Here is a 23,138-nt window from a genome sequence, read left to right as displayed (position 1 = left end):
CCTCGGCCGCGTCGCCGCCCGTACCGCCCCCTTCCCCCTCTTCCCCCTTCCCCTTCGCCGAGGAGCCCCGGCCATGGCCACCGAGCCGCTGTCGCAGGACGAGACCGAGAACCGGCTGCGGGAGCTGCCCGGCTGGACCCTGGAGGACGGGCGCCTCACCCGTACGTACCGGCTGCCCTCGCACCGGGCCGCCGCCGCGCTGGTCGTCCATGTCGCGGCGGTCCAGGACGAGCTGAACCACCACTCCGACCTGACCCTGGGCTACAACACCGTCGCCCTCGCCGTGCACACGCACGACGCGGGCGGCGCCGTCACCGCCAAGGACTTCACGCTCGCGCACCGCGTGGAGGAGCTGGCCCCGGCGCACGGCGCCCGCTGAGGGAGCGGGCACCTACGCCGTGGTCCTTCGGGATCGAGGGCAGTGCGGGTCAGTTGACCTCCGCCGGGTGGCCGCCGAGGCGCTTGCCCTCGTCCAGCGCCGCGAACGCCGCCAGGTCGTCGGCGTCCAGCTCGAAGCCGAACACGTCGATGTTCTCCTGGATCCGGGACGGGGTCACGGACTTGGGGATCACCACGTTCCCGAGCTGGAGGTGCCAGCGCAGCACGACCTGGGCCGGGGTCCGCTCGTGCTTGCGCGCGATCGCCACCACCGTCGGGACGTCCAGCAGCCCCTTGCCCTGGCCCAGCGGCGACCACGCCTCGGTGGCGATGGACCGCTCGGCGTGGAAGGCGCGCGCCTCGGCCTGCTGGAGCTGCGGGTGCAGCTCGATCTGGTTGACCGCCGGGACCACGGAGGTCTCGCCGGTCAGCCGCTCCAGGTGCTCGGGGAGGAAGTTCGAGACACCGATGGCCCTGGCGCGCCCGTCGGCGAGGATCTTCTCGAACGCCTTGTAGGTGTCGACGTACTTGTCGACGGCCGGGGTCGGCCAGTGGATCAGATACAGGTCGACGTGGTCGAGGCCGAGCTTGCCGAGGGACACGTCGAACGCGCGCAGCGTCGTGTCGTAGCCCTGCTCGCCGTTCCACAGCTTCGTGGTGACGAAGAGGTCCTCACGGGCGATGCCCGCGGTGGCGAGGGCCTTGCCCGTGCCCTCCTCGTTGCCGTAGATGGCGGCGGTGTCGATGCTGCGGTAGCCGGCCTCCAGAGCGGTCGTCACGGCCTGCGTCGCCTCGTCGTCCGGCACCTGCCAGACGCCGAAGCCGAGCTGAGGCATCTCGATGCCGTTGTTGAGAGTGAGGGTGGGGACCTTGCTCACGGGCGGTCGATCCTAACGTCGTCGATGTGCTGCTCGGTTTTCCAACGATCTCAGGGTCTGACGGATTCCCGTCCGCCGGGAACGCCCGTCCCCTGAGAACAGGGTTTCAACGGTAGAGCGCCGCGACCTCGGCCGTGTAGGCGGCCTCGATCGCCTTCCGCTTGAGCTTCAGCGACGGCGTCAGCAGCCCCTGCGCCTCGCTGAAGGGATACGCCAGGATCCGGAACGTACGGATCGACTCGGCCTGCGAGACCGCCGTGTTCGCGGCCACCACCGCACGCCGGATCTCCGACTCCAGATCCGGGTCCCGTACCAGCTCGGCCGCCTTGAGCGGCGGCTTGCGCCGGATGGCGAGCCAGTGGTCGACGGCCTCCTGGTCCACGGTCACCAGCGCGGCGATGTACGGCCGGTCGTTGCCGACCACGATGCACTGCGCGACCAGCGGATGCTCCCGAACCCGCTCCTCCAGCACCACCGGCGAGACGCTCTTGCCGCCGGAGGTGACGAGGATCTCCTTCTTCCGTCCGGTGATGGTCAGATAACCGTCCTCGTCCAGCGCCCCCAGGTCGCCGGTGGCCAGCCACCCTTCGTTGAGTACGCCGTCGGTGGACTTCGGGTCGTTGAGGTAGCCCGCGAAGACGTGACCGCCGCGCAGCCACACCTCGCCGTCGTCCGCGATGTGCACGGAGGTGCCGGGGATGGGCTGCCCGACCGTCCCGTACCGGGTGCGCTCGGGCGGGTTGGCGGTGGCCGCCGCGCACGACTCCGTCAGCCCGTACCCCTCGTAGATCCGGACGCCAGCGCCCGCGAAGAACAGCCCGAGCCGCCGGTCCATCGCGGAGCCGCCCGACATGGCGTGCCGGACGCGCCCGCCCATCGCCTCGCGTATCCGCCCGTACACCGCCCGCTCGAAGAACTGGTGCTGCATCCGCAGCCCCGCCGAGGGCCCGGGGCCGAGGTCGAAGGCCCGCTGCTCCAGCGCCTCCGCGTACCGCACCGCCACCTCGACGGCCTTGTCGAAGGCGCCGGCCCGGTCCTCCGTCTCCGCCTTGCGCCGCGCCGCGTGGTAGACCTTCTCGAAGATGTACGGCACGGCCAGGATGAACGTCGGCCGGAACGCGGCCAGATCGGGCAGCAGCGCGCTCGCCTGGAGCGCCGGCTGATGGCCGAGCTTGACCCGGCCGCGTACCGCCGCGATCTCGATCATCCGGCCGAAGACGTGCGAGAGCGGCAGGAAGAGCAGCGTCGACGCCTCGTCGTCCGACCGGGAGCGGAAGACCGGCTCCCAGCGGGCCAGCACGGTGTCCGCCTCGAACATGAAGTTCGCGTGGGTGATCAGACACCCCTTGGGGCGTCCCGTGGTGCCCGACGTGTAGATCACCGTGGCCACGGAGTCCGGGGTGACGGCCGTACGGTGCCGGTGCACCACCTCGTCGTCGATCGCCGCGCCCGCCGCGTACAGCTCCTCAACCGCGCCCGCGTCGAGCTGCCAGAGCCGCCCGAGCCGGGGCAGTCGGCCGATGACCGAACCGACGGTCATCGCGTGGTCCTCGTCCTCGACCACGCATGCCGAGACCTCGGCGTCGTGCATCATCCAGTAGATCTGCTCGGCGGAGGACGTCGGGTACAGCGGTACGGGCTGGGCGCCGACGGACCAGAGGGCGAAGTCGAAGAGCGTCCACTCGTAGCGGGTACGGGACATGATCGCGACCCGGTCCCCGAACCGCACGCCCTGCGCCAGCAGCCCCCTCGCCAGCGCGAGCACCTCGTCACGGAAGGTCGCGGCGGTCACGTCGTACCAGCGGCCCTCCGCGTCCTTGCGGCCGAGCGCGACCCGGTCGGGGTCGTCCAGGGCATGGTCGAACACGGCGTCCGCGAGCCCACCGACGTGGGGCGCGGCCGTCAGAGGGGGGACGGTGAACTCGCGCAATGACCTGGCTCCTTGTGGCGCTCCGCACAGCGCGGTGACGGTACCCCACGCCCCGGGCCGGGACCGTGCCCCGCCCGCAACCGGTGCCACCCGGTATCACCGCAGGTCAGAGCCGGACAGCAGGAACGATTCGGCGACCGGCGGCCCTGTTCCGACCCTGGAGCAAGCAGACAACGCGGGAATCTCCACCGAATCCGTACGCCGCGCTCACCGGCGCTCTACGGGGGCGCGAATCCTGGTACGTACCTGTGCGTACCCGGGTGTCAGACGTCGGCAGGTGGACGGTGCAGCCGGTCGCCGCCCGCCAGGATCGCCGCGGCCAGCGCGTCCGCCGCCTCCCGCGTCGCCGCGTTGCCCCGTCCGTGCCCGCCGCGGCCACCGTCGAGCAGGACGAACTCCACCTCGCCCAGCTCCGGCAGCCCGGCCCTGGCGGGGACCTGGGCCAGCCCCGGCGGGATCAGCCCGCGCGTGTGCGCCATCACGCCGAGCCCCGCGCGGGCCGCCGCTATGAGCCCGCTCAGGCTGGCGCTCGTACACGCGACGCGCCAGTGCCTGCCGTGCGCCTCCAGCACCTCCAGCGCCCGGGCCCGGGTGATCCCGGGCGGCGGGAAGACGATCAGCGGCACCGGGCGGTCGGGGTCGAGCCGCAGCCGCGGCGCCCCGATCCACACCAGCGTGGACCGCCAGACCGGCCGCCCGTGGGTGTCGCCGGGGCGCCGCTTCGCCAGCACCAGATCGAGCCCGCCGGCCGCGAGCTGTTCGTGCAGGGTGCCCGAGAGCCCGACGGTCAGCTCCAGGTCGACCTCGGGATGATCGCGCCGGAAGGACTCCAGGATCTCCGGCAGCCGGGTCAGCACGAAGTCCTCCGACGCGCCGAACCGCAGGCGCCCGCGCAGCCGGGTCCCGGTGAAGAAGGCCGCCGCCCGGTCGTGCGCCGCGAGGATCGTCCCGGCGAAGCCGAGCATGGCCTCACCGTCCTCCGTCAGCTCCACGCTGTGGGTGTCCCGGGTGAACAGCGTCCGGCCCGTGGCGTCCTCCAGCCGCCGGACATGCTGGCTCACCGTGGACTGGCGCACCCCCAGCCGCCGGGCGGCCTGGGTGAAGCTGAGCGTCTGCGCGACGGCCAGGAAGGTGCGGAGCTGTCCGGGGTCGTACATCCCTCCACCGTACGGGCTCATCGTGGAACGTGATGACAGTCAGTGCGGCATGCGGGATTCCCGATCAGGGCCGGAGCGAGCACCATGGGGAGGCACGATCCGTACCGACCCGCGAGACCGCCAGTAGTGGAGCACATGAACCGCCGCACCGTCCCGAGCATGCTGTCCCGGCTGCCGGTCGACCCGTACGTCCTGGCCCTTCTCGCGACCGTCGGCCTCGCCGCGCTCCTCCCGGTCTCCGGCACCGCGGCGCGCCTCGCCGGAGGCGCCTCGACCGGCGCGGTGGGCCTGCTGTTCTTCCTCTACGGGGCGCGGCTCTCCACCCGCGAGGTGGTCGACGGGCTACGGCACTGGCGGCTCCATGTGACCGTCCTCGCCTGTACGTTCGTCCTCTTCCCGCTGCTGGGACTCGCGGCGCGCGGGCTGGTGCCGTTCGTCCTCACCCCGCAGCTCTACAGCGGGCTGCTCTTCCTCTGCCTGGTGCCGTCGACGGTCCAGTCGTCCATCGCCTTCACCTCCATCGCCCGGGGCAACGTTCCCGCCGCGATCTGCGCGGGCTCCTTCTCCAGCCTCGTCGGCATCGTGATCACCCCGCTGCTGGCAGCGCTGCTGATCGGCGGCGGCACGACCGGTTTCTCCGCGGACTCCCTCTTCAAGATCGTCGCCCAGCTCCTGCTGCCGTTCCTGGCCGGGCAGCTCCTGCGCCGCTGGGTGACCGGCTTCCTCGCCCGCCACAAGAGGCTGCTGGGCCTGGTCGACCGGGGTTCGGTGCTGCTGGTCGTCTACACCGCGTTCAGCGAGGGCATGGTGACGGGCATCTGGCACCAGGTGACCCCCGCCCGGCTGGGGGCGCTGCTGGCCGTGGAGGCGGTGCTCCTCGCGGTGATGCTGGCGGTGAGCTGGTACGGGGCGAAGCGCCTCGGCTTCGTACGGGAGGACCGCGTCGCGATCCAGTTCGCCGGCTCGAAGAAGAGCCTGGCGGCCGGCCTGCCGATGGCGACCGTCCTGTTCGGGGCACACGCGAGCCTGGCGGTGCTGCCGCTGATGCTCTTCCACCAGATGCAGCTCATGGTCTGCGCGGTCCTGGCCAAGCGCCGCGCCAACGACCCGGAACCGGAACCGACCCTCTTGCCCCACACCCCGGCAGAGGCCCCGGAAGAGGCCGTAACAGCAGCGACACGCTGACCCCCGGGGCTCGCGGTTCGCCGGTGCCGAACGTCCTCACCCCGCCTCCCCACCAGGCCGGCGAGTGAGCCGAAGGGGCGCGTCGCCGTCGAAAGGGCGAGCGCGCGCAGGTTTGTGAGGAACGAGCAAACCGAGCACGGTCAACCGTCGACGGTGACATGAAGCGCCCCGGAGGCGAACCGAGCCTCAAAAAAGAAAGGGCTGCCCGGCCGACGCAGGGGGCGCTCCCCGCCGGCCGGGTCCCTTCCCGTGCGGCGGGGGAGGGTCGCACCCCGGGGTCATACGCCGGTGTGCAGTGCGATCCGTTCGTCTCCCGCGTACACGTTCATGGAGGGGCCGCGGAGGAAGCCGACGAGTGTCAGTCCGGTTTCGGCGGCCAGGTCGACGGCGAGCGACGACGGCGCGGAGACCGCCGCCAGTACGGGGATGCCCGCCATCACGGCTTTCTGCGCGAGTTCGAAGGAGGCGCGTCCGGAGACCAGGAGGATGGCCCGGGAGAGCGGCAGGAGGTCCTGGCGCAGGGCGCGGCCGACGAGTTTGTCGACGGCGTTGTGGCGGCCGACGTCTTCGCGGATGTCGAGGAGTTCGCCGTCCTCGGTGAAGAGGGCCGCGGCGTGGAGCCCCCCGGTCCGGTCGAAGACCGCCTGCGCCGCCCGCAGCCGGTCGGGGAGGCGGGAGAGCAGGGCGGGTTCGATCCGGACCGGGGGAGTGTCGTGGATCGGGAAGCGGGCCGTGGTCCGTACGGCGTCGAGGCTGGCTTTGCCGCAGAGTCCGCAGGACGACGTGGTGTAGACGTTGCGTTCGAGGGTGATGTCGGGGACGGGTACGCCGGGCGCGAGCTGGACGTCGACGACGTTGTAGGTGTTGGTGCCGTCTTCCTTGGCTCCGGCGCAGTAGACGATGGACCGGACGTCGGAGGCGGCGGCGAGTACGCCTTCGCTGACGAGGAAGCCGGCGGCGAGCGCGAAGTCGTCGCCGGGGGTGCGCATGGTGATGGCGAGGGCTTTGCCGTTGAGCCGGATCTCCAGGGGTTCTTCGGCGACCAGGGTGTCGGGGCGGGTGGTGACGACCCCGTCCCGGATCCGGATGGTGCGGCGGCGCTCGGTGACCCGTCCCATGGTGTTCAGTCCTACTCGTCGTGATGTCGGCCCGTTCAGCGCTGTTGTACGTGCTGGAAGCCGAAGCGGCCTTTGATGCAGAGGTTGCCGTGTGTCACGGGGTTGTCGTGCGGTGACGTGACTTTCACGATCTCATTCTCCTGTACGTGGAGCGTCAGGTTGCAGCCGACGCCGCAGTAGGCGCAGATGGTGGTGGTCTCGGTCTGGGCCGCCTCGTTCCATGTACCCGCCGCGCGCATGTCGAACTCGGACTTGAAGCTGAGTGCTCCGGTGGGGCAGACCTCGATGCAGTTGCCGCAGTAGACGCAGGCGGAGTCGGTGAGCGGCGCGTCGTGTTCGGTGGAGATACGGGCGTCGAAGCCGCGGCCCGCGACGGAGATCGCGAAGGTGTTCTGCCATTGTTCGCCGCACGCGTCGACGCACTTGTAGCACTGGATGCACTTGTCGTAGTCGCGGACGTACAGCTCGTTGTCGATCTTGGGTTCCTCGTTGAGCCGGGCCGCGTCCGGGCCGAAGCGGGCCGGTTTCGCGTCGTACTCCTTGATCCATTCGGCGGCCCGGGGGGTGGTCGAGAGGTCCGTCGACGAGGCGAGGAGTTCGAGGACGATCTTTCTGCTGTGCCGGGCGCGCTCGGTGTCGGTGCGGACGGTCATGCCCGGCTCGGCGCGGCGTGAGCAGGCGGGGGCGAGCGTCCGGGCGCCTTCGACCTCCACCACGCAGACGCGGCACGCGTTCTTCGGGGTGAGCGTGTCGCCCTCGCAGAGGGTGGGGATGTCCTTGCCGGCGGCGCGGCAGGCGTCCAGGAGCGTGGCGCCCTCGGGCACCCGGGTCTCCTGGCCGTCGAGGGTGAACTCGATGAGCCGGCGCGGCGGTTGGAGCGGTATCGCGGTCACAGGGCGCTCTCCGTCTCGTGAGCGGTCTCGGGGTCGGTGTCGTGGCCGGTCTCGTGGCCGGTCTCGTAGACACCGAGTCGGTCGATGGCGGATTCGACGGCGTTCCAGGCGGTCTGCCCGAGTCCGCAGATCGAGGCGTCCTTCATGGCCTGTCCGACCTCGCGGAGCAGTGCGATGTCCCCGGCGGCCGCCGCGCCCGTACGGTCGGCGATCCGGTGCAGCGCCTCTTCCTGGCGGACGGTGCCGATCCGGCAGGGTACGCACTGTCCGCAGGACTCGTCGCGGAAGAACTCGGCGATACGGAGCAGCATCCGCGGCAGTTCGACGGTGTCGTCCAGGACGAGGACGACCCCGGAGCCGAGGGTGGTGCCGGCCGCGCGGGTGCCTTCGAAGGTGAGCGGGATGTCCCGTTCGTCGGGGCGTACGAAGCCGCCCGCGGCGCCGCCGAGCAGGATGGCGCGTACGGTGCCGGGCGCCCGCGCGAGGTCGAGGAGTTCGCCGAGGGTGGTGCCGAAGGGGAGTTCGTAGACGCCGGGGCTGCCGACGTTCCCGGAGACGCAGAAGAGCTTCGGTCCGGTGGATCCGGCGGTGCCGGTCGCGGCGTACGCCTGGGCGCCGCCGGTCAGGATGGGGAGCACGTTGATCAGCGTCTCGACGTTGTTCTCGGCGGTCGGTCTGCCGAACAGGCCCTGTTCCACGGGGAACGGGGGCTTGGAGCGGGGTTCGCCGCGGTAGCCCTCGATGGAGTTGAACAGGGCGGTCTCCTCGCCGCAGATGTACGCCCCGGCGCCCCGCCTGATCTCGATGTCGAACGCGTACCCCTGGCCGAGGACGTCGTCGCCGAGCAGCCCGCGGGTGCGCGCCTGGCCGATCGCGTGCTGGAGGAGGCGCAGGGCGCGCGGGTACTCGCCGCGCAGGTAGAGGAAGCCGCGGTGCGCGCCGACCGCGTATCCGGCGATGGTCATCGCCTCGATCAGGGAGTACGGGTCGCCCTCCATGACCACGCGGTCCTTGAAGGTGCCCGGCTCCGACTCGTCGGCGTTGCAGACCAGGTAGTGCGGGTGGGCGGGCTGGGAGGCGGTGGCCTGCCACTTGCGCCCGGTGGGGAACGCGGCGCCGCCCCGGCCGAGCAGACCGGCGTCGGTCACCTCGCGGATGACCCCGGCGGGCCCGAGGTCGAAGGCCCGGCGCAGCGCCGCGTATCCGCCGTGCGCGCGGTAGTCGTCCAGGCTGTACGGGTCGACGACCCCGACGCGGCGCAGCAGGGTGAGTCCGGGCTGTCCCGCCTGCGGTACGGCGCTTCCGGCGGCCGGTTCGGCGGGGGCCGTGACGGGGTCGGCGGCGGCGCGCGCGAGGGCGTCGGCGGTGGCGGGCGCGACGACGGCCGTGGCGTACGGGCGTTCCTCGGGGCCCGGCCCGGCGGTGGACCGCCCGGCGGCGGCCCCGGCCGGGGTGTCCGCCTGGACGCCCGCCGGGGCCCCCGCCTGGACGCCCGCCTGGACGAGCAGCGCGGCGGGGGCGCGTTCGCACAGGCCGAGGCAGGGGCTGGGCTGCCAGACGAGGCCCCCGCCCGTACCACCGCCGGTGGGGGTGCCCGCCGGGCCGAGGCGCTCCTCCACCGCCGCGCGGAGTCCGGTGGCGCCGCGGCTCGCGCAGGCCAGGTCGGTGCAGACGTGCAGCACCTTCGCGGGGCGTGGCCTGACGGCGAACAGGGCGTAGAAGGTGGCCACGCCGTACGCCTCGGCCGGGGGTACGGTCAGCCGCCGGCAGAGGTAGTCCAGGGCGCCCTCGCTGATCCAGCCGACCCGGTCGTTGACCGCGTGCAGCCCCGGCAGCAGCAGATCGCGCCGCTCGCGCGCCTCCCGGCCGCCGCGCGCCCAGCGCAGGTCCGTGTCCGTACGGTCGTCCGCGCCCTGCCAGGCGGAGTCGGGCGGGCCGAGCAGGGCGTCGACCGCGGCGCGTTCCTCGTCGGTCGGTTTGCTGTCACCGAAGCGCAGATCCACCTGGGGTCAACTCCTGTTCGGTTGGGGCAGCTTCTCGATCCGTATCGCCGACGCCTTGAACTCGGCTGTGCCCGCGATCGGGCAGTTGGCCTCGATGGTGAGCTGGTTGGTGTCCACCTCGTCCGGGAAGTGCATGGTCATGAAGGCCAGTCCGGGGCGCAGCCCCGGGTCGATCCAGACCGGTGCCTGTACGGCGCCGCGCCGGGAGCTGATCCGTACCTCCTCGCCGGCCGTCACCCCGTACCGCTCGGCGTCCTCCGGGCTCAGCTCGACGTACTCGCCCCGGCGCAGCGGGGAGGCGAAACTCCCGCTCTGCACACCGGTGTTGTACGAGTCGAGTCGGCGTCCCGTGGTGAGCCTGACCGGGTAGAGGTCGTCGGTGAGGTCGACGGGCGGGTCATGGCGTACGAGGCCGAAGGGGGCGCGCCTGCCGAGCCGTTCGGGATCGTCCTCCCACAACCGGCCGTGCAGGAAGGTCGGTTCGAGCCGGTCGGTGGCGGGGCACGGCCACTGGATGCCCTGGTGCTCCGCCAGCCGCTCGTAGGTCATGCCGTAGTGGTCGGGGGAGACCGAACGCAGTTCGTTCCAGACCGTCTCGGCGTCCGCGTACTTCCAGGCGTGGCCGAGGCGGCCCGCGAGGTCGCAGATGATGTCGATGTCCTCGCGTGCCTCGCCGGGTGGTTCGACGGCCTTGCGGACGCGCTGCACGCGGCGTTCGCTGTTGGTGGTGGTGCCGTCGGTCTCGGCCCAGGCGGCGGTGGCGGGGAGCACCACGTCGGCGAGTTCGGCGGTCCTGGTGAGGAAGATGTCCTGGACCACGAGGCAGTCGAGCCGCCGCATCCGCTGCACGGCCTGCTCGCTGTCGGCCTCCGACTGGGCGGGGTTCTCGCCGATGCAGTAGACGGCCCGGAGTCCGCCGGACTCCATCGCCTCGAACATGTCGGTCAGGTTGAGCCCGTAGCGCGGCTGGATGACGGTGTCCCACGCGGTCTCGAACTTCCGCCGTACGTCCGGCTCCAGGATGTCCTGGAAGCCGGGCAGCCGGTTCGGGATGGCGCCCATGTCGCCGCCGCCCTGCACGTTGTTCTGGCCGCGCAGCGGCTGCACGCCGGAGCCGTACCGTCCGACGTGTCCGGTGAGCAGGGCGAGGTTGATCAGCGCGCGTACGTTGTCGGTGCCGTTGTGATGCTCGGTGATGCCCAGGGTCCAGCAGAGCTGGGCGCGTTCGGCGCGGGCGTAGGCGTGGGCGAGGTCCCTGATCGCCTCGGCGGGCACCCCGGTCACCCGCTCGGCCGCCGTGAGCGTCCAGGGCTCGACCTCGGCCGCGTACGCCTCGAACCCGGAGGTCGCGCGGGCGATGAACGACGTGTTGTGCAGCCCCGCGTGGATGATCTCGCGGCCGACCGCGTGGGCCATCGGGATGTCCGTGCCGACGTTCAGCCCGAGCCAGCTCTCGGCCCACTCGGCGGTGGAGGTGCGGCGCGGGTCGACGGCGTACATCCGCGCGCCGTTCCTGATGCCGCGCAGGACGTGCTGGAAGAAGATCGGGTGCGCGAAGCGGGCGTTGGAGCCCCACATCACGATCAGGTCCGTGTGGTCGACCTCCCCGTACGAGGAGGTGCCGCCGCCGGATCCGAAGACGGCGGAGAGCCCGGCGACGCTCGGCGCGTGGCAGGTGCGGTTGCAGGAGTCCACGTTGTTGGTGCCCATGACCACCCGGGCGAACTTCTGGGCCACGTAGTTCATCTCGTTGGTGGCGCGGGCGCAGGAGAACATCCCGAACGCGCCGCGCGCGGCGCCCAGCCCCTCGGCCGCCCGGTCCAGCGCCTCGTCCCAGGTCGCCCGGCGCAGGGGGCCGTCCTTGGTGTCCCGCACCATGGGGTGGGTGATGCGGGTGTAGGTCTTCGGCGTGCGGTCTCGCTTCTTCACGTCGCGCTCTCCTCGGAGTGCGGGCCGGCGGCCGTACCAACGGATGTGCATACAGTATTCTGTAGGCGGGTGCGCGACGGAACCCCATGGACCGGGATTCGGCCACGCACCCGCCCCGTCAGGCGGCGGCGCCGCGTCGGAACGACTCGTCCAGCAGATCGGAGATCGCGCCCACCGTGCGGAGCGTCGGCACGTCCACCCCGGTGATCTCCGCGAGCTCCACGACGGCGGCGAGCAGGACGTCCAGCTCCAGCGGTTTGCCCTTCTCCAGGTCCTGGAGTGTGGACGTCCGGTGGTCACCGACCCGCTCGGCGCCCGCGAGCCGCCGTTCGACGGAGATGTCGGGGCGGCAGCCCAGCGCCGCGGCGACCCGCAGGGACTCCGCCATCATCAGCTCGATGACCTCACGGGTGGAGCGGTGCAGACACATCTCCCGCATGGTGGCGCGGGTCAGCGCGCTGATCGGGTTGAAGGAGATGTTGCCGAGGAGCTTGATCCAGATGTCCTCGCGCACCTCCGGCTCGACCGGGCACTTGAGGCCGCCCGCCCGCATGGCGTCGCTGAACTCCCGGCAGCGCGCGGAGACCGAGCGGTCCGGCTCCCCGACGGAGAACCGGGTCCCTTCGCGATGCCGGACCACGCCGGGCCCCGCCAGCTCCGTCGCCGCGTACACCACACACCCGATCGCACGCTCGGGCGGCAGGACGGCGCTGACGGAGCCGGCGGGGTCGACGCTCTCGACCCGCCGGCCGTCGTACGGACCCCCGTGGCCGTGGAAGTACCACCAGGGGATGCCGTTCTGGGCGGCGACGACCGCCGTCCGCTCCTGGAGCAGCGGCGTCACCAGCGGCCCGCACGCCGCGTAGGAGTTCGCCTTGAGCCCCAGGAACACGTAGTCGACCGGACCGATCGCGTCCGGCCGGTCGGTGGCGTGCACCCGTGCGGTGAAATCGCCGCGCGGGCTGCGCACCCGGACTCCGTACTGCCTCATGGCCGCCAGATGCGGTCCACGGGCGATGAGATGGACATCGGCGCCGGCCCGGTGCAGGGCGGCTCCGACGTAGGCGCCGATGGCTCCGGCGCCGACGACTGCGACTTTCACGGTGATGCTCTCCGTTCGGTTGAGGGGACCGAGGGAAGGCTCTGTCTCGCCGACGTCTCTTTTCTGTCGACGAAATATTGTCTACAGTATGGAGTTCTGGCCGACAAGGCTCCTGTCCGACCGGGCTTCCGTCCGTACGCGGTCGGTGACCGCGGTGAAAGTTCTTCCCGGCCGGGCAGTTGAAGATCTTCCCAACAGGGCACACGGGTTCCTAGAGTCCGTGACCATGACCCCACCACTCGCACCCGCCGGCTGGAGCCGCTGGCTGGTGCCCCCCGCCGCGCTGTCGGTGCACCTCTCGATCGGCCAGGCGTACGCCTGGAGCGTGTTCAAGCCCCCGCTCGAATCCGCGCTCGGTCTCTCCGGTACCCAGAGCGCCCTCCCGTTCCAACTGGGCATCGTGATGCTCGGTCTGTCCGCCGCCTTCGGTGGCACCCTCGTCGAACGCAACGGGCCGCGCTGGGCGATGACCGTCGCCCTGTGCTGCTTCTCGTCCGGCTTCCTCATCGCCGCGCTCGGCGCCGCCACCGAGCAGTTCTGGCTGATCGTCCTCGGCTACGGATTCGTCGGCGGGATCGGCCTCGGCATCGGCTACATATCCCCGGTCTCCACCCTGATCAAGTGGTTCCCCGACCGCCCCGGCATGGCCACCGGCATCGCCATCATGGGGTTCGGCGGCGGCGCGCTCATCGCCTCCCCGTGGTCCGCGCAGATGCTGAAGTCGTACGGCACGGGGTCGGAGGGCATCGCGTACGCCTTCCTGACCCACGGGCTGGTGTACGCGGCGTTCATGTCGCTCGGCGTGCTGCTGGTCCGGGTCCCCCCGCCCGGCTACCGGCGGAAGGCGGCCGAGGAGTCGCCCGCCGCGGCCACGGGCGCCCTGATCTCCACCGCGCAGGTCTCCGCCAGGTCCGCCGTGCGCACCCCGCAGTTCTGGTGCCTGTGGCTCGTCCTGTGCATGAACGTGACCGCCGGTATCGGGATCCTGGAGAAGGCCGCCCCGATGATCACCGACTTCTTCGCGGAGACGTCCACGCCCGTCTCCGTGTCGGCCGCCGCCGGGTTCGTCGCCCTGCTCTCCGCCGCCAACATGGCGGGGCGGATCGGCTGGTCCTCCACCTCCGACCTCATCGGCCGGAAGAACATCTACCGCGTCTACCTCGGCGCCGGCGCCGTCATGTATCTGCTCATCGCGCTGTTCGGCGACTCCTCCAAGCCGCTGTTCGTCGTCTGCGCGCTGGTGATCCTCTCCTTCTACGGAGGCGGCTTCGCCACCATCCCCGCCTATCTCAAGGACCTCTTCGGCACCTACCAGGTGGGCGCCATCCACGGCCGGCTGCTCACCGCGTGGTCCACCGCCGGGGTCCTCGGCCCGCTCATCGTCAACCGCGTCGCCGACAGCCAGGAAGAGGCGGGCAGGAGCGGCGCTGGGCTCTACGGGCTCTCGTTCACGATCATGATCGGTCTGCTGGTCGTCGGTTTCGTCGCCAATGAGCTCGTCAGGCCCGTCCACCCCCGTCACCACGTCCCCGCACCGAGGGAGGCAGCCGATGACCAGCTCGCCGGCGACCAGCGCCACCACGCCTGAACCCCGCCGTACCGGTCTGATCGTCTTCGCCTGGCTTTGGGTGGGGATCCCCCTCGCGTACGGTGTGTACGAGCTGGTCCTGAAGGCCGCCCAGCTTTTCACCGGATAAGGCGGAGTCTCCAACCGACGCGGAAGAATCCTGTTGATTCCCCTGCACCCTTACCGGTGAGTCGCTGACGAGACTGGAGCATTCCTGTACGTCGACGAAGAGGGGGTCCGGAGTATGACCGGAACTCGTATCGCCGCGCTGGGGCACTATCAGCCCGCCAAAGTGCTCACCAACCACGACCTGGCGGCGATGGTCGACACCAGTGACGAGTGGATCACCAGCCGGGTCGGGATCAAGACCCGTCACGTGGCGGGTCCCGACGAACCGGTGGACGAGCTGGCCGCGCACGCGGGTGCCAAGGCGCTCGCCGCGGCCGGTCTCACCCCGGCCGACATCGACATGGTGCTGGTCGCCACATCCACGGCGATCGACCGGTCGCCGAACACCGCCGCGCGGGTCGCCGCCCGGCTCTCCATGGGGTCACCGGCCGTCATGGACCTGAATGTGGTGTGCGCGGGCTTCACCCACGCCCTCGCCACCGCCGACCACGCCGTACGGGCGGGCTCCGCCTCCCGTGTGCTGGTCATCGGCGCGGACGAGATGGCCGCCGTCGCCGACTGGACGGACCGCACGACGTGCGTCCTGCTCGGGGACGGCGCCGGCGCGGCCGTGGTCGTGGCGACCGAGCCCGGCGAGGAGCCGGGGATCGGCCCGGTGCTCTGGGGCTCGGTGCCCGAGATGGGGCACGCGGTACGGATCGAGGGCACCCCGCCCGTCTTCGCGCAGGAGGGCCAGTCCGTCTACCGCTGGGCGACCACCCAGCTCCCGCCGATCGCCCGCAAGGTCTGCGAGCGCGCAGGCGTGGCGCCCGAGGAGCTGGGCGCCGTCGTGCTGCACCAGGCGAACCTGCGGATCATCGAGCCCGTCGCGCAGAAGATCGGCGCGGTCAACGCGGTCATCGCCCGGGATGTCGTGGAATCGGGCAACACGTCCGCCGCCTCGATCCCGATGGCGCTCTCCAAGCTCGTGGCGCGCGGGGAGGTCCCGTCCGGGGCTCCCGCACTGCTCTTCGGCTTCGGAGGCAATCTCTCCTACGCGGGTCAGGTCATCCGCTGCCCATGAACCCGGCGGATCTCGGTAGACTGTAGACGATAGCCAATGTGGTGACGCCCTCACATTCCAGGTGCGGGCGCTCCGCCACGGGCTGTCTCCACCGTCATCGACACTGCCGGCCAGGAGGGGGACCGCGATGCTGTCCGCGAAGTTGGCGCAGGGATCCGTGCCCAAGCTCGAACGACCGGGTCCACTGCGGGAGCGCGTCTACGAGGCCCTGCTCGAACTGATAACGACCCGGGCGCTCCAGCCGGGCCAGCATCTCGTCGAGAGTGAACTCGCGGGCCACCTCGGGGTGTCGAGGCAGCCGGTGCGTGAGGCGCTCCAGCGCCTCAACACCGAGGGCTGGGTCGATCTCCGCCCGGCGCAGGGCGCGTTCGTCCACGAACCGACCGAGGAGGAGGCCGACCAGCTCCTCTCGGTCCGTACGCTGCTGGAGGCGGACGCCGCCCGGCTCGCCGCCGCCAACTCCGGTACGGCGGGGATCGCCGCGCTGGAGGAGCTGTGCGCCCGGGGGGAGCGCGCCGTGGCGGACGACGACGTGGACCTGGCGGTCGCCACCAACGCCGCCTTCCACGCCAAGGTGATGGAGCTGGCGGGCAACCTCGTCCTGGCCGAGCTGGCCGCACAGGTCGACCGCCGGGTCCGCTGGTACTACACCCCGGTCGCCCGGCAGCGCGGCAAGCAGTCCTGGATCGAACACCGCGAGCTGATCGCCGCGATCTCCGCACGGGACGAGGGCCGCGCCACCGAGATCATGAAGGCGCACACGGAGCACACCCGCACCACGTACCACCAGCGCGAACGCTCCTGACCCCGGCCGCCGCCACCGCGGCGCGCCGAACTCCCCGAACCTTCCCGGCCGTCACACGCGATCAGTGTGACGGCCGTCGTGCTGTCCGGATCCGGACGGTGTCCGCCCCGGCTTTGTCCTCGGTGTGGAGAAAGTTGGTACGGATTCACGCGCAACTTCTTCCCCCTGCGGGCAAGCGCTGCTACGTTCCCTCGAAAGCGCGGCACACCGGTTCACGGACGGCCCGGCCGCACACACCGACGCATACGGCCGAGAAGGCGGGGAGGGGCGCGTGAGACGGATGACCGCACGACCCGCAAACGCTCACCAGGCGCGACTGCTCCGGCTGTTGCGCGACGGCGGACCCAACTCCCGCGCCCAGCTCGGGGATCAGGTCGACCTCTCGCGCTCCAAGCTCGCCGTCGAGGTGGACCGGCTGCTGGAGACCGGCCTCGTGGTGGCCGACGGACTCGCCGCCTCGCGCGGCGGCCGGCGCTCCCACAACATCCGGCTGGCGCCCGCCATGCGCTTCCTCGGTGTCGACATCGGCGCCACCTCCATCGATGTGGCCGTCACCAACGCCGAGTTGGAGGTCCTGGGCCATCTCAACCACCCGATGGACGTCCGCGAGGGCCCCGTCGCCGTCTTCGAGCAGGTCCTCGTCATGGCCGCCAAGCTCAAGGTCAGCGGCCTGGCCGACGAGTTCGACGGCGCGGGCATAGGGGTGCCGGGCCCGGTCCGCTTCCCCGAGGGCGTTCCCGTCGCACCGCCGATCATGCCCGGCTGGGACGGCTTCCCCGTACGGGAGGCGCTCAGCCAGGAGCTGGGCTGCCCGGTCATGGTCGACAACGACGTGAACCTGATGGCGATGGGGGAGCAGCACGCGGGCGTCGCACGCTCCGTGGGCGACTTCCTCTGCGTCAAGATCGGTACGGGCATCGGCTGCGGCATCGTGGTCGGCGGCGACGTCTACCGGGGAACGACCGGCAGCGCCGGCGACATCGGCCACATCCAGGTCGAGGCGGACGGACGCCCCTGTGCCTGCGGCAACAAGGGGTGCCTGGAGGCGTACTTCAGCGGCGCCGCGCTCGCCCGGGACGCGGAGGACGCGGCCCGGACCGGCCACTCGCCCGAACTGGCCGCCCGTCTGGAGGAGTCGGGGGGACCGCTCACCGCCGTGGACGTCGCCGCCGCCGCGGCGGCGGGAGACCCGGCCGCGCTCCAGCTCATCCGCGAGGGCGGCAACCGCGTCGGCCAGGTCATCGCCGGGCTCGTCAGCTTCTTCAACCCGGGCCTTGTGGTGATAGGCGGCGGGGTGACCGGTCTCGGCCACACCCTGCTGGCCAGCGTAAGGACCCAGGTCTACCGGCAGTCCCTGCCGCTGGCCACCGGCAACCTCCCCATCGTCCTGGGCGAGTTGGGACCGACCGCCGGGGTCACCGGCGCGGCCCGGCTCATCAGCGACCACCTGTTCTCACCGGCCTGACGCCGGTGCAGCACCACTGATCCGCCCGCACCACCCCGCACCACCTCCGTACCGCCAGGGACCGCGGTCCCACCGGAAGAGCCGCGCCACCCGCACACCGGCACCATCGAGCCACCCGTACCACCGGCACCACCGGCACCATCGCGCGTCACCCGTACCACCGCACGAGCCGTACCACCGCACCGAGACGCACCGAGACGCACCGAGACGCACCGCGCACCGAGCCGCACGAGCCGTCAGAGCCGCACCACTCGCACGAGCCGCGCCACACCGCACCCGTACGACACGACGTCCGTACACCACAGCAATCAGCTCCGCCGCACCCTGCCCGTGGGCCGCCGCGCCCCGTGGATCGGGCCGCCATCCGCCGAGGGGATTTCGCCATGGCACCAGCTCCACCACCGCCCCCGCTGCTCACCATGTCCGGCATCACGAAGACGTTCCCCGGTGTCCGCGCCCTCGACGGGGTGGACCTGGAGGTCGAGGCGGGTGAGGTGCACTGTCTGCTCGGCCAGAACGGCGCCGGCAAGTCCACCCTCATCAAGACGCTCGCCGGGGCCCACCAGCCCGACGGTGGTGTGATCACCTGGCAGGGCGAGACGGTCACCCTCAAGTCGCCCATCGCCGCCATGCGGCTCGGCATCGCGACCATCTACCAGGAACTCGACCTGGTGGAAGGGCTGTCGGTCGCCGAGAACATCTTCCTCGGGCACGAGCCCACCACCGCCGGATTCGTGGTCAGGGGCCGCGAGGCGCGGACCAGGGCGACCGCGCTGCTGGCCCGTCTCGGCCACCCCGAGATCCAGGCCACCCGCGCCGTCGGCTCGCTCTCCGCCGCCCAGCAGCAGATCGTCTCCATGGCCCGCGCCCTCTCCCACGAGGTACGGCTCATCGTGATGGACGAGCCGTCCGCGGCCCTCGACCCCGACGAGGTCGACAACCTCTTCCGTATCGTCGGCACCCTCACCGCCGACGGGGTCGCTGTCATCTACATCTCCCACCGGCTGGAGGAGATCCGCCGCATCGGCGACCGGGTCACCGTCATCAAGGACGGCCGCACCGTCGCCGTCGCGCTGCCCGCCAAGGAGACCCCGACCCGCGAGGTCGTCGCGCTGATGACCGGCCGGAACGTCGAGTACGTCTTCCCCGAGCGGCCCGCCGACTCCGGTACGGCGGACGGCGTCCCGCGCCCCGAGCCCGTGCTGCGGGTCGAAGGGCTCGCCAGGGAAGGGGAGTTCGCCCCCGTCGACCTCGAACTGCGGCCCGGGGAGATCGTCGGGCTCGCCGGCCTCGTCGGCTCCGGGCGCTCCGAGATCCTGGAGACCATCTACGGGGCGCGCCGGCCGAGCGCGGGCCGGGTCCTGGTCGACGGCGTACCGCTGCGCCCCGGCAGTGTGCGCGCCGCCGTCCGCGCGGGGCTCGGGCTCGCCCCCGAGGAGCGCAAGGCCCAGGGCCTGCTGATGCTCGAATCGGTCACCCGCAACGTGTCGGTGTCGTCGCTGGCCCGCTTCTCCCGGGGCGGCTGGCTCGACCACACCGCCGAGCGCACCGCCGCGCAGAGCGCCACCAGGGAACTCTCCCTGCGCCCCGACAACCCGGACGCCCGTATCCGTACCCTCTCCGGCGGCAACCAGCAGAAGGCGGTCCTCGCCCGCTGGCTGCTGCGCGGCTGCCGGGTGCTGCTGCTCGACGAGCCGACGCGCGGGGTCGACGTGGGCGCCCGCGCCGAGCTGTACGCCGTGATCCGCCGGCTGGCCGACGAGGGCCTGGCCGTCCTGCTCGTCTCCAGCGAGGTCCCCGAGGTACTGGGCCTCGCCGACCGGGTGCTGGTGCTCCGGGAGGGCCGGGTCGTCCACCGGGCGCCGGCCCAGGAGCTCGACGAGCACCGTGTACTCGATCTTGTGATGGAAGGGAGTCCGACGCCATGACACAGCCCGCCTCCGAGGAACGGCGGGGCGGGCCCGAAGACGCCCCCGCGTCCGGGCCGCCCGCCGCGCACACCTCGACCGCCTCGCACACCTCACTGGCCGAACCGGCCGGGCCTGCCAACGGCACGGCCGCCACGGCCCCCGCCACCAAGGCCGCTCAGGCCGCCAAGACACCTCAGGGCAACGGTGGTTGGCGCGCCCTCGGGATGCGCCTCGATGTCCGTAACCTCTCGCTGCTCGGGGTGCTCGCCGCGCTGATCGTCGTCGGCGGCATCACCAAGCCCGACCAGTTCCTCGACACCAACAACCTCCAACTGGTGCTGACCCAGGCGTCGGTCATCGGTGTGGTCACCGTCGGCATGACCTTCGTGATCACCAGCGGCGGTATCGACCTGTCGGTCGGCGCGATCGTCGCCCTCGCCTCGGTCTGGGCGACGACCCTGGCCACCCAGGAGTACGGGTTCGCCGGGATCCTCTTCACCGCGGTGATCGTCGGGCTCGGCTGCGGCCTGGTCAACGGGGTGCTGATCGCGTACGGCGGGATGGTGCCGTTCATCGCGACCCTCGCGATGCTCGCCTCCGCCCGGGGCCTCGCGCTCCAGATCACCGACGGCAAGACCCAGATCGTCACCGTGGACCCGGTCCTCGACCTCGGGGTCCCCGACGCGTACATCCTGGGGATCCCGCCGCTCGTCCTGGTCTTCGCCCTCGTCACCGTCATCGGCTGGCTGATTCTGAACCGTACGACCTTCGGCCGGCGCACCGTCGCCGTCGGCGGCAACGCGGAGGCCGCCCGGCTCGCCGGGATCGACGTGCGCAGGCAGCGGCTCTACCTCTACCTGCTCTCCGGACTGTGCTGCGGCATCGCGGCCTTCCTGCTGATCATCCTGGCGGGCTCGGGGCAGAACACCAACGGAAACCTGTACGAGCTGGACGCCATCGCCGCGGCGATCATCGGCGGCACGCTCCTCAGCGGGGGCCGCGGCACCATCGTCGGCTCCGTCCTCGGGGTCCTCGTCTTCACCACGATCACCAACATCTTCGCTCTGAACAACCTCCAGAGCGACGTCCAGCAGATCGCCAAGGGCGCCATCATCGTCGCCGCCGTACTGGTCCAGCGCCGCACCGCGCGCAACGGCGAGGTCTGACCTCCCGCCTCGTACCCGCTCACCGTCGTACCGCCCTATCCGAAGGGTTGAACCGCCATGCCAGAAACCAGCCGCAGAGGACTCCTGTTCGGCACCGCCGCCGTCTCCGCGGGCGCCCTCCTCACCGCCTGTACCAGCAACGAGCCCGCCGCGAGCAAGGAGACGGCGGCGGAGAACGTGCCCGCCGCCGACGACAAGCCCGGCAAGGCCCTCACCATCGGCTTCGCCGGCCCCCAGGCCGACCACGGCTGGCTCAACGCGATCAACGAGCAGGCCAAGGCGCGGGCGAAGAAGTACTCGGAGATCACCCTCGACATCACCGAGGGCTCCAACGACATCGCCGCGCAGATCGGCCAGGTCGAGACGCTCATCAACAAGAAGGTCGACGTCCTGGTGATCCTGCCGGCCGACGGCAAGGCCCTCACCCAGGTCGGCCTGAAGGCCATGCGCGCCGGGATCCCGGTCATCAACCTCGACCGGATCTTCTCCAACCCGCAGGCGTACCGCGCCTACATCGGCGGCGACAACTACGGCATGGGCGTCAGCGCCGGCAACTACATCGGCCAGCGGCTCAAGGACAAGCCGAACGCCAAGGTCATCGAGTTGGCCGGGGTCGACAGCCTGGAGCTGACCCAGCAGCGCAGCAAGGGGTTCGACGACGCGCTGAAGAACTACCCGAACATCAAGAAGGTCGCCCGCCAGGCCGCCGACTTCACCGTCGAGTCGGGCCAGGCGAAGATGGCCCAGCTCCTCCAGGCGCAGTCCTCCTTCGACGCGCTGTGGAACCACGACGACGACCAGGGCGTGGGCGCCCTGCGCGCCATCCAGCAGGCGGGCCGCAAGGACTTCCTGATGGTGGGCGGCGCCGGGGCCAAGTCGGCGATGGACGCGATCAAGGCCGACAACAGTGTGCTCAAGGCCACCGTTCTCTACCCGCCCACGATGGCCGCCTCCGCCATCGACCTGGCCCGCGCCCTGGGCAACGCCAAGGGCATCAGCGGAATGGCGGAGCTGGAGATCCCGGCTTCCGTCACCCTCTACTCGGCCGTGGTCGACAAGGACAACGTCGACCAGTACCTGCCCACGGGCTTCAACTAGTGCCCCTCTCGGCATTAGGCCAGGGCCCGGACCGGACCCGCCCGTGCCGGAGAGAGGTACGGGCGGCACCGGGCCACCCCCCACCGAGCGAGAGACGAGGAGTACTCCGATGACCCCCAGGGAAGCGGCGGAGCAAGCAGCCGGTGCACCGCCGACACTCGGCATCGGCATGATCGGATACGCGTTCATGGGCGCCGCCCACTCGCAGGGGTGGCGCACCGCGGGACACGTCTTCGACCTGCCGATGCGGCCCGTGCTCGCCGCGATCTGCGGCCGGGACCGGACCGCCGTGCGGGCCGCCGCGCAGAAACACGGCTGGGCAGCCGCCGAAACGGAGTGGCGGGAGCTGATCGCGCGCGACGATGTGCGGGTGGTCGACATCTGCACACCGGGGGACAGCCATGCGGAGATCGCGATCGCCGCGCTGGAGGCGGGCAAGCACGTCCTGTGCGAGAAGCCCCTCGCCAACTCGGTGGCCGAGGCCGAGGCGATGGTCCGGGCGGCGCGGGCCGCGCGCTCCCGGGGCCAGCTCGCCATGGTCGGCTTCAACTACCGCAGAGTGCCGGCCGTCTCGTACGCCAGGAAGCTCATCGAGGAGGGCCGGCTCGGCACGCTGCGCCATGTACGGGTCACCTACCTCCAGGACTGGCTGGCCGATCCGGCGGCCCCGCTGACCTGGCGGCTCAAGCGTGAGCACGCCGGGTCGGGGGCGCTGGGCGACCTGGGCGCGCACATCGTCGATCTGGCGCAGTTCCTGACGGGGGAGGCGCTGGTGGGGGTCTCGGCGCTCACCGAGACCTTCGTCAAGGAGCGGCCCGTCCTCAGCGGCGCGACCGCCGGTCTGTCCGGGACCGGAGGGACCGCGACCGGTGCGGTGACCGTCGACGACGCGGTGGTGTTCACCGGGCGGCTGGCCTCGGGCGCGCTGGCCTCCTTCGAGGCGACCCGGATGGCCTCGGGCCGCAAGAACGCGCTCCGCCTGGAGATCAACGGCGAGCGCGGCTCGCTCGCCTTCGACCTGGAGCGGCTGAACGAGCTGTCGTTCCACGACCACACCGAGCCCGCGGCCTCGTCGGGCTTCCGCCGGATCCTGGTCACGGAGCCGGAGCATCCCTATCTGGAGGCGTGGTGGCCGCCGGGCCACGCGCTGGGGTACGAGCACACGTTCGTGCACCAGGTGCGCGACCTGGTCGAGGCGGTCGCCGCCGGGCGCGACCCGGTGCCGTCGTTCGAGGACGGGCTTCAGGTGCAGCGGGTGCTCGCCGCGGTGGAGGACAGCGCGGCGAAGAACGCCGCGTACACGCCCGTACCGCAGGCGGCGGCGTTGCCGGGCGAGGCACCGGCACCGGCGTAACAGCGTTC

The 23,138-nt window shown here is 71.4% G+C and carries 19 protein-coding genes; 11 read left to right on the top strand and 8 right to left on the bottom strand.

The genetic code is table 11. The features are described 5' to 3' along the window. The first annotated feature begins 73 nt into the window (after positions 1-73). Positions 74-379, top strand: coding sequence for a 4a-hydroxytetrahydrobiopterin dehydratase (locus ACIO3P_RS07205; RefSeq protein ID WP_329827832.1), 306 nt, complete (start codon positions 74-76; stop codon positions 377-379). A gap of 49 nt (positions 380-428) precedes the next feature. Here ACIO3P_RS07205 and ACIO3P_RS07200 read toward each other — a convergent pair whose 3' ends face one another. From ACIO3P_RS07200 to ACIO3P_RS07190, 3 genes are all read right to left on the bottom strand, one after another. Beyond that, a complete protein-coding gene (locus ACIO3P_RS07200) occupies positions 429-1,256 on the bottom strand; it encodes an aldo/keto reductase (protein ID WP_329827830.1) in 828 nt (275 codons plus the stop codon). A gap of 106 nt (positions 1,257-1,362) precedes the next feature. Beyond that, a complete protein-coding gene (locus ACIO3P_RS07195) occupies positions 1,363-3,186 on the bottom strand; it encodes an AMP-binding protein (protein WP_329827827.1) in 1,824 nt (607 codons plus the stop codon). Between the two features lie 263 nt (positions 3,187-3,449). Continuing rightward, on the bottom strand, positions 3,450-4,343 hold the full coding sequence (locus ACIO3P_RS07190; protein ID WP_401848654.1) for a LysR substrate-binding domain-containing protein: 894 nt from the start codon (positions 4,341-4,343) through the stop codon (positions 3,450-3,452). A 135-nt stretch (positions 4,344-4,478) separates the two neighbouring features. Between ACIO3P_RS07190 and ACIO3P_RS07185 the strand changes: the two genes are divergently transcribed. Next, entirely contained in the window at positions 4,479-5,528 is a 1,050-nt protein-coding gene (locus ACIO3P_RS07185; protein WP_401848655.1) for a bile acid:sodium symporter family protein, read from the top strand. 278 nt (positions 5,529-5,806) lie between these two features. On the opposite strand, the gene fdhD is transcribed toward ACIO3P_RS07185, so the two are convergent. The 5 genes from fdhD to ACIO3P_RS07160 form a co-directional block, all read right to left on the bottom strand. Continuing rightward, positions 5,807-6,646, bottom strand: a complete 840-nt coding sequence (gene fdhD / locus ACIO3P_RS07180; RefSeq protein ID WP_329827824.1) for a formate dehydrogenase accessory sulfurtransferase FdhD — start codon at positions 6,644-6,646, stop codon at positions 5,807-5,809. A 35-nt stretch (positions 6,647-6,681) separates the two neighbouring features. Next, on the bottom strand, positions 6,682-7,539 hold the full coding sequence (locus tag ACIO3P_RS07175; RefSeq protein WP_401848657.1) for a 2Fe-2S iron-sulfur cluster-binding protein: 858 nt from the start codon (positions 7,537-7,539) through the stop codon (positions 6,682-6,684). Beyond that, positions 7,536-9,542 carry an NADH-ubiquinone oxidoreductase-F iron-sulfur binding region domain-containing protein gene (locus ACIO3P_RS07170; protein WP_401848659.1) on the bottom strand — a complete coding sequence of 669 codons (2,007 nt, stop codon included), beginning with the start codon at positions 9,540-9,542 and terminating at the stop codon, positions 7,536-7,538. Before ACIO3P_RS07170 ends, ACIO3P_RS07175 begins: the two co-directional genes overlap by 4 nt. Before the next feature lie 6 nt (positions 9,543-9,548). After that, a complete protein-coding gene (locus tag ACIO3P_RS07165) occupies positions 9,549-11,471 on the bottom strand; it encodes a molybdopterin oxidoreductase family protein (RefSeq protein ID WP_401848660.1) in 1,923 nt (640 codons plus the stop codon). Positions 11,472-11,589: 118 nt separating this feature from the next. Then, positions 11,590-12,573, bottom strand: a complete 984-nt coding sequence (locus tag ACIO3P_RS07160; RefSeq protein WP_401785974.1) for a 2-dehydropantoate 2-reductase — start codon at positions 12,571-12,573, stop codon at positions 11,590-11,592. Positions 12,574-12,799: 226 nt separating this feature from the next. Between ACIO3P_RS07160 and ACIO3P_RS07155 the strand changes: the two genes are divergently transcribed. The 9 genes from ACIO3P_RS07155 (at position 12,800) to ACIO3P_RS07115 (ending at position 23,130) form a co-directional block, all read left to right on the top strand. Next, positions 12,800-14,161 (top strand): OFA family MFS transporter, encoded by a 1,362-nt coding sequence (locus ACIO3P_RS07155; RefSeq protein ID WP_401785977.1) that lies wholly within the window; start codon positions 12,800-12,802, stop codon positions 14,159-14,161. Next, positions 14,124-14,270, top strand: coding sequence for a hypothetical protein (locus ACIO3P_RS07150; RefSeq protein ID WP_329827818.1), 147 nt, complete (start codon positions 14,124-14,126; stop codon positions 14,268-14,270). The genes ACIO3P_RS07155 and ACIO3P_RS07150 overlap by 38 nt, the downstream gene beginning before the upstream one ends. Before the next feature lie 114 nt (positions 14,271-14,384). Continuing rightward, positions 14,385-15,332: a beta-ketoacyl-ACP synthase III gene (locus ACIO3P_RS07145; protein ID WP_329827817.1), complete on the top strand. Its 948-nt coding sequence runs from the start codon at positions 14,385-14,387 to the stop codon at positions 15,330-15,332. A 127-nt stretch (positions 15,333-15,459) separates the two neighbouring features. Next, positions 15,460-16,137 (top strand): GntR family transcriptional regulator, encoded by a 678-nt coding sequence (locus ACIO3P_RS07140; protein WP_329827816.1) that lies wholly within the window; start codon positions 15,460-15,462, stop codon positions 16,135-16,137. Positions 16,138-16,417: 280 nt separating this feature from the next. Beyond that, a complete protein-coding gene (locus tag ACIO3P_RS07135) occupies positions 16,418-17,602 on the top strand; it encodes an ROK family transcriptional regulator (RefSeq protein WP_329827814.1) in 1,185 nt (394 codons plus the stop codon). Between the two features lie 383 nt (positions 17,603-17,985). After that, positions 17,986-19,530 (top strand): sugar ABC transporter ATP-binding protein, encoded by a 1,545-nt coding sequence (locus ACIO3P_RS07130; protein ID WP_329827813.1) that lies wholly within the window; start codon positions 17,986-17,988, stop codon positions 19,528-19,530. Beyond that, positions 19,527-20,678 carry an ABC transporter permease gene (locus ACIO3P_RS07125; protein WP_401848662.1) on the top strand — a complete coding sequence of 384 codons (1,152 nt, stop codon included), beginning with the start codon at positions 19,527-19,529 and terminating at the stop codon, positions 20,676-20,678. Before ACIO3P_RS07130 ends, ACIO3P_RS07125 begins: the two co-directional genes overlap by 4 nt. A 57-nt stretch (positions 20,679-20,735) precedes the next feature. After that, positions 20,736-21,776: a substrate-binding domain-containing protein gene (locus tag ACIO3P_RS07120; protein ID WP_329827812.1), complete on the top strand. Its 1,041-nt coding sequence runs from the start codon at positions 20,736-20,738 to the stop codon at positions 21,774-21,776. A 109-nt stretch (positions 21,777-21,885) separates the two neighbouring features. Then, positions 21,886-23,130 carry a Gfo/Idh/MocA family oxidoreductase gene (locus ACIO3P_RS07115; RefSeq protein ID WP_329827811.1) on the top strand — a complete coding sequence of 415 codons (1,245 nt, stop codon included), beginning with the start codon at positions 21,886-21,888 and terminating at the stop codon, positions 23,128-23,130. Positions 23,131-23,138 lie beyond the last annotated feature (8 nt).

The sequence above is a fragment of the Streptomyces sp. NPDC087310 genome (genome assembly GCF_044744405.1).
Taxonomy (GTDB): Bacteria; Actinomycetota; Actinomycetes; order Streptomycetales; family Streptomycetaceae; genus Streptomyces.
This window is presented reverse-complemented; position numbering and strand designations above follow the sequence as displayed.